The organism is Methylobacterium aquaticum (genome assembly GCF_001043915.1).
In the GTDB taxonomy this organism is placed as follows: Bacteria; Pseudomonadota; Alphaproteobacteria; order Rhizobiales; family Beijerinckiaceae; genus Methylobacterium; species Methylobacterium aquaticum.
The window spans coordinates 21,365-28,124 of record NZ_LABX01000191.1 but is presented as its reverse complement, the minus strand read 5'-3'; the positions used below and the strand labels follow the sequence as shown (position 1 = coordinate 28,124).

Genomic DNA, 6,760 nt, shown 5'->3' with positions numbered 1-6,760 from the left:
AGGCGTTCGGCGGCGCCTACGCGGTGATGGCCTCCAAGCACATCGGCGGCGACGTGAACTATGCCTGGCCGAGCGCCCAGATTGCCGTGATGGGCGCCAAGGGCGCGGTCGAGATCATCTTCCGCCAGGATCTCGGCGACCCGCAGACGATCGCGGCCCGCACGGCCGAGTACGAGGAGCGCTTCATGTCGCCGTTCGTGGCCGCCGAGCGCGGCTACATCGACGAGGTGATCATGCCGCACGCAACGCGCCGCCGCGTCGCCCGGGCGCTCGCCATGCTGCGCACCAAGGAGAGCGAGCAACCCTGGAAGAAGCACGACAACATCCCGCTGTAAGCCGCGCAACCCGGTGCACTGGCGATGAACGATGTCGAGAGCCCCCGATCACCGTGCCGCCCCGACGCTCCAGATCGCCAACCCCGCAGACCGGCGCCGATCGTCACCGTGTCAGCGCCGCCATGCTGCGCAGCCCGGCGTCGTTGGCGTAGATCAGGACGAAAAAGCTGCAAGCCCAGGCCAGGAAGGCGAGGCGCAGGATGCGGTCCTGCGTGACCGTCTCCGACGGGTTGTCGCCGCCCTGCTCAATCATCGCGATGTGAAGGAAGCGCAGAACACCGACGACAACGAAGGCGGACGTGAGCGGCAGCAGATCGCCGTACCGGGTGCGCCCATCGGCCGACACGCTGAAGGCGACGTAGGTCGCCACCGCCGTCGCGGCCAGGAAGACCGCCAGGAGGTCGAGGGAGGTGACGCTGTAGGCCGAGAGCACGCGGCGATGATGGCCCGGGTCGTTGCCTTGCTGGAGATCGGCGCGCCGTTTGAGGGCCACGAGCAGCAGAACCACGAGGCTGGTGCAAGCCAGCATCCAGCCGCTGATGACGGTCTCGATGGCGCCGGCCCCGGCCTGGAGCCGCAGGACGAAGCCGGAGGAGACCAGAATCATCTCCACGAGCGGCACGTGCTTCAGGCCCAGCGAATAGGCAAGATTGATCCCCAGATAGAGCGCGAAGCTCAGCCGCACGGTCGCGGGCGGATCCGAGACCAGGACGAGAGCGGCCGTGAGAGCGGCGAGGAGTCCGGCCAAAGCCAGGGCGGCGCCGCACGACACGGTGCCGGCGGCGATCGGGCGCGCGCGATTCTTGATGTGCAGGCGGTCGGCTTCGCGGTCGCACAGATCGTTGATCACGTAGACGAGGCTCGACAGGCCGCAGAACGCGACGGCTGCCGCGAGAGCGGCCACGCAGCGCGCCGAGTCGAACAGGTACCCGGAGAAGAAAAGCGGGGCGATGACGAAGGCGTTCTTGGTCCATTGCTGCGGTCGCATCAGGCGCAGGAGCGGCGGCAGGGGCATCACGCATCGTCCCGGGCGGCGCGGCGCCGGGCCTGGGCATCGGAGGCGGCCAGGAAGGCGTCCGCCGCGCGCGCCGCATGCGCCATCACGCCGAGCTGCGGGTTGACGCCCGGCGCCTCGGGCAGTTGGCTCGCATCCGCCACGGTGAGGTTGCTCAGACCGCGCAGGCGCCCGAACGAATCCGTGGCCGTCAGCGCCGCCTCCTCCCCGGGCGGGCAACTGGAGAACAGGTGGAGCGTCGCCAGGCCCGCCCGCGACCGTCGCAGCGGCGCCGCCAGCTCCGCCCGCGCCGCGCCCGGGCTCGTCCACCCGGCATGGCCGAACAGGGAGGGCACGACCCGCTCGGCACCGGCGGCGAACAGCAGCTCGCTCAACGCCAGCAGGCCCCGCCGCAGCAGCTCCCAATCGTCGTCGGTGGCGCGGTAGCGGACCAGCGGCTCGACGAGGCCGGGGATCGGGATCACCTGGCCGCGCCCCTCCGCGCGCGCCATCGCGTAGTACAGGCCGACCCGCTCCCGGTGTGCCCACAGCCAGCCCCGGCGCTGCCAATCCTCGGCCAGCATCATGCCGAGATAGCCCGGAAGCAGGATCGATCCGCCGAGGCGGAGATCCGGCATGAATTCGGTGACGGCGCTGAGCGGGGTCGCCGAGTGGCGGACCGTGAGCGGCTCGGGAAACAGCGCGGCGGCCCGCACCACCGGATGCGCGCGCAGGCTCGCGCCGACATTCCGCCCCAGGCCCGACCGGCGCAGCAGCGCCGGCGTGTGGATCGCGCCGGCGCAGAGGAACACGTGCTCCGGCCGGAACGTCATGGGCCGCGCCGGGCCCGCGCCGTCGCGCCGGCGCGCCAGCACCCGGACGACGCGCGCCCCGCGCCGCTCCAGCCGGACGACCCGGCAATCGGCGATCACACGGAGCCCCCTGGCGCGGGCCCGCGGCAGCACGGCGCTCGCCATCGACCGCCGTCCGGGCGGGCAGCCCTCCGCGCAGGTCGCGCCGCCGAGGCAGCCGTCCTTCGCCTGGGTGAGGCTCTGGTGGTCCCATCCGAGCGCGGCGGCGGCGGCGGCGAAGCGGGTCGTCACGCTTCCCTGCGGCCGCTCCGGCGGGCTCGCGCCGAGGAGCGCCTCCGCCTCGCGGAAATAGGGGGCGAGCGCGTCGGCGCCATACTCGGCGATCGCGTAGCGGCGGCTCCACGCATCGAGGAGCGCGGCCGGGATGCGTTGCAGGATGGCGGCGTTGATCTCCGTGCCGCCGCCGACGCAGCGCCCCTCCGCATAGGCCAGGAGGGGCGCGCCGAAGGCGGTCATCAGCCCGCCGCAGCGCCATTGGCGCCGCATCGCCTCCGCGGGCGACAGCGCGAGGTCGGCCGGGACGTCCGGCCCTTCCTCGACCAGCACCACGTCCCGTCCCGCCGCGGTCAGGCGGTCGGCGACGACCGCTCCGCCGGCGCCGGACCCGATCACCAGGACGTCGCAGGCGACCGGCTCATGCCCCCCGGTCCCCACGCCTCGGGTTTCCATGCCTTGGCTGCCCATCCCCCGGGGGACCATGCCGGTCACGCGCGGCGCGCGAAGGCGGAGCGCAGCCGCCGGTCGTCCGCGAGCGCCAGGAGGGCGAGCGAGCGTTGCAGTCGGGTCAGCGCGCGGAACGGGACGCCGAGCCGCTCCCACCCCGCCGCGCTCCGTTCGGCGTTCCATCCCAGCCGCCCGGCGACGGCCATCCACGCGCAGAAGCCGAGGCTCAGCACGGCGATCGGTACCCGGAGCTGGAGCGGCGCGAGGCGCGCATGGTCCGTGGCGGCGCGGATCACGGCCGCGCGGACGGCCTCCCGTTCCGCGGGCGCGAGGCCGACCTCGTCCAGGAGGAGGCCGTCGAGAAACCGGCCAGACACCCACATGGTCCCCCCACCACTCCGGAGACGACCACCGGCCCGCGCTCCGGAGCGTCGTCCAAAACGGAGGAATCGCGCCGCCGACCCCAGGACGAGACGATTCAACCAATAAGGCCATTATGAATTTCGTTGAAATTTTATCAATCGCAAAGATCGAAGTCGCGCCTGGATTGTCTGTCTGCCTGCGGGCGGGGCTGGCCGGTGCATCCCGGGACTTGCCTCGGCTTGCCGAGACCTGAGTCTCTCAGAGCCATCGCGAGACCGCCTTGAGGCCGCGCAGCACTCCCTGGCGGGTCGGCGACCGGTGGATCGAGGCGTCCGCCGCGGCCCCGCCGTCGACGAACCAGCGATACCCATCCAGGAGCATGTCCCGATTGGAGAAGCGGGGCCGCCACCCCAATTGCTCGGCCACCGGGCCGGACTCGTACCAGAACGGGCGATGGTAGGTGAGGTAGTGCCAGGGGGCGAGGGGCGACAGCCCGAGCCGGTCGAGGCACGAAAGGAGCGCGATCGCCGGGCCGGCGGGCAGGGAGCGGACGCGCGAGCGCGAGCCCGCCTGCGCGATCAGCCACGACAGGTCCTCCCGCAGCGTTCCGAACCGGTCGGTGCCGACGTTGTAGCAACCCGGCCTCTCCTGGAGGCAGGCCTGGATCGAGACCTCCGCCACATCGTCGACATGGACGAACTGGAAGCGGTTGTTCCCGTCGCCGATCACGTAGACGGATGCGCCGTCCCGGATCCACTCGAACAGGATCGAGAAGATGCCCAGCCGTCCGGGTCCGAGGATCGTGCGCGGACGGATGCAGGCGGTCGGCAGCAGGCCGGCGGCCTGGGCGGCGCGGACGCGCTCATCCGCCTCTCGCTTTGCCCGGCCATACGCCTCGATCGGGGCGAGCGGCGTGGCCGCTGTCACCGGCATGGCGGATGGCGCGCCGAAGATCGCGCTCGACGACAGATGCGAGAAGAAGCGGATTTTGGCCCGCGCCGCGCAGGCGAGGGCGAGGGCCGTCCCGTCGGCGTTGACGCGATCGTAGCGCGCATCCGCCTTCGTCAGCGGCACCAGGGCGACCGTGTGATGGACGTAGGCGACGCCCTGCATTGCGGCCCCCAGCGCCGCCTCGTCCAGGATGTCGCCCTGGATGAACGTGACGCCCTGCGGCAGGTCGGGAGCGCGACGAAGGTCGAACACGCGGACGCCCTCGCCGCGCTCGCCCAGCCGGCGGACGATCGCGGCACCGACAAAGCCCGATCCGCCGGTGACAAGATGAACGGCCATGACCCAATTATCGACAATCTCCGCCGCCGGGCAAGCCGCCATGACAGTGTTGCGGTGAAATATCGTCTGCCGGAGACTTGATTCCAGGGGGTGGTAAAGGCACACTCCGAAAGTGCCCGCGGAAACGAGTGTCGCACCGCATTGGGTGATTGCTCGGCTGCGAGCCGTGGATGTGGCCTTCGGATTGGCGAGGGCACAATCCGGAGGCGGTCCCGCATGAGCGTGAGCACGGCCAAGGGCCCGTGGCCGGTCCGGGATGTCGGGTCTGGTGCGGTTCTCGCCGCCGGCCGGCGGCACGGTCTTGCCGCGGTCCTCGGCCTCTGCCTGGCGGTGCCGGTCGCCGCACTGGCGGCCTTCACCGTGCTGGTCGGCTACGCGACCCATAGCCGGCTTCCGCATCAGGACGAGTGGGGCGGCCTCGCGGTGTTCCAATCCGTCCTGTCCGGCGCGCACCCGCTCGCCGACCTGTTCAGCCAGCACAACGAGCATCGCAGCGTCGTTCCGCGGCTCATCACCTATTCCGACTCCCTGGTCTTCGCCGGAAGCGGCTATTTCAGCATCACGGTGCTGTTCCTCCTGGTGCTGCTGACCACCGGGCTCCTCCTCGACCTGCACCGGCGGCTCGCGCCGAAGCCCGCCGACCTGGCGTTCGGCGCGGTGGTGCCGCTCCTGCTCTTCTCCCTGGTGCAATGGGAGAATTTCGGTTGCGGGTTCCAGGTCGAGTTCGTCGGCGTCTACGCGGCGGCCTGCGCGGCGATCGTGCTCTATGCCAGGTCGCTCGCCCGCGGCCCGGCGGGCGGGCCATGGCTGGCCGCCGCCGATCTCCCGGCCCTCGCTCTCGTGGCGGTCGCCACCCTGACCATGGCCAACGGCCTCCTCGCCGGCATCGTCCTCGTCACGCTGGCGGTTCTCGCCCGGGCCGGCTGGCGGCGGGCCGCCGCCCCTCTGTGCCTCACGCTCGTCCTCGCCGCCGGCTACTTCGCGGATTACGTCCCGCCGAGCGCTGCCCAGCTCTACGGCGCGGCCGGGCCGCCGAGCCCGCTCGATCCCGCCTCCGGCTGGCCGGAGAGGATCGGCGGCACGGCCCTGTTCGCCGCCGCCTATCTCGGCAACTTCCTCGACCCGTCTCTCGGCGCGACCATCCTCCTCGGAACGAGCGGCCTCATCGCGGTCACGGCGCTCGCCGGGCGCTTCGCCCTCGGCCGGGACACCGACCCCGCCCGCCTCGCGCTCCTCGGAATCGCCCTTTTTGCGGCGGGCTCCGCCGTCCTCACCGCCCTCGGGCGCTACCCTTACGAGGGGATCACGGGCGCGATGTCGAGCCGCTACGCGACGGGCAGTGCGGTGTTCTGGTGCGCGCTGCTCGTCGCGGGATGGTCGGTGTCGCACGGGATGCGGTCCGGTGCCGGCCTGCGTGTGCTCATCGGCGGCGTCTGCCTCGTCCTCGCGGCGGCGAGCCTGCACGCGCTCGCGCCGACCACCGCCTTCCTGATCGAGCGCGCCGCGACGCAGCGCGCGGTCGAGGACGCGCTCCTCCAGGATCTGATCGACCGGCCGGCGATCCGCGCGCTGTACACGGATCCCGACCAGGTCCGGGCGATGACCCCGTTCCTGCGCGAGCGCGCGATCTCGATCTTCGCGACGCCGGATGCGCGCCGCCTCGGCCGTCCCGTCGAGGAGGCCGGGCGGATCGCGCCGGAGGGCTGCCCGGGCGCCTTCGACGCGGCGCGCCGCGACGCCGATCTCGGCACCGGCGCCGTGCGCGTCGCCGGCCGTGCCGAGGCGCGGCCATGGCTGCCGACCCTCGCCCGCGTCTACGTGGTCAATGCGGCGGGCCGGATCGTCGGCTTCGCCTCGACCTCGCCGGAGGGGACCGACTGGTCCGGCGCCGCCACCGCCCCGGACGGGGAGCTACATGCCTTCTTGAGGACCGGGTCGGACGGGCTCTGCTACCTCGGTACGGCGACCGTGGCGGACGGCGCCTGACCGGGGAACTCGCGCCATGCCCTGTCCTGCATCGCCGGAGGTACGACATTCGCATCGGCAAGCAGATGATTCTGGTAAATGAATAGATACAGAATCTTGACACCTGTCACGGAGGCTATATCGTAATAAAAACGTGGCGTAATGAGCTGATCGTCAGTTTTTGTCTGCTTGTCCGGCCGATCTTCGTGCCGGAATGACGGATCGTGTGCGGAGTTGATGCCGCGGCGATGCGTCGTGACGTCCATCCACGATCGCGA

Annotated in this window: 7 protein-coding genes; 2 read left to right on the top strand and 5 right to left on the bottom strand. The window is 71.5% G+C overall.

Features of this window, described 5'->3' with window-relative positions; translation table 11 throughout:
• Positions 1-335, top strand: a 335-nt coding sequence (locus VP06_RS23335; RefSeq protein WP_048466187.1) for a carboxyl transferase domain-containing protein, incomplete at its 5' end; no start/stop codon positions are given.
• Between the two features lie 103 nt (positions 336-438).
• Here VP06_RS23335 and VP06_RS23330 read toward each other — a convergent pair.
• The 4 genes from VP06_RS23330 to VP06_RS23315 form a co-directional block, all read right to left on the bottom strand.
• A complete protein-coding gene (locus VP06_RS23330; RefSeq protein ID WP_048466186.1) occupies positions 439-1,350 on the bottom strand; it encodes a UbiA prenyltransferase family protein in 912 nt (303 codons plus the stop codon).
• Positions 1,350-2,870: an FAD-dependent oxidoreductase gene (locus tag VP06_RS23325; protein ID WP_048466185.1), complete on the bottom strand. Its 1,521-nt coding sequence runs from the start codon at positions 2,868-2,870 to the stop codon at positions 1,350-1,352. The genes VP06_RS23330 and VP06_RS23325 overlap by 1 nt, the downstream gene beginning before the upstream one ends.
• Positions 2,871-2,905: 35 nt before the next feature.
• Positions 2,906-3,241 carry a hypothetical protein gene (locus VP06_RS37335; protein WP_197093267.1) on the bottom strand — a complete coding sequence of 112 codons (336 nt, stop codon included), beginning with the start codon at positions 3,239-3,241 and terminating at the stop codon, positions 2,906-2,908.
• Between the two features lie 244 nt (positions 3,242-3,485).
• Complete coding sequence (locus VP06_RS23315; protein WP_048466183.1) at positions 3,486-4,517, bottom strand: NAD-dependent epimerase/dehydratase family protein; 1,032 nt, start codon at positions 4,515-4,517, stop codon at positions 3,486-3,488.
• A 216-nt stretch (positions 4,518-4,733) separates the two neighbouring features.
• On the opposite strand from VP06_RS23315, the gene VP06_RS23310 reads away from it, so the two are divergent.
• Positions 4,734-6,503 (top strand): hypothetical protein, encoded by a 1,770-nt coding sequence (locus tag VP06_RS23310; RefSeq protein ID WP_048466182.1) that lies wholly within the window; start codon positions 4,734-4,736, stop codon positions 6,501-6,503.
• Here the strand turns inward: VP06_RS23310 and VP06_RS36570 are convergent.
• Positions 6,467-6,748 carry a hypothetical protein gene (locus tag VP06_RS36570; protein WP_156295733.1) on the bottom strand — a complete coding sequence of 94 codons (282 nt, stop codon included), beginning with the start codon at positions 6,746-6,748 and terminating at the stop codon, positions 6,467-6,469. The genes VP06_RS23310 and VP06_RS36570 overlap by 37 nt on opposite strands.
• Positions 6,749-6,760 lie beyond the last annotated feature (12 nt).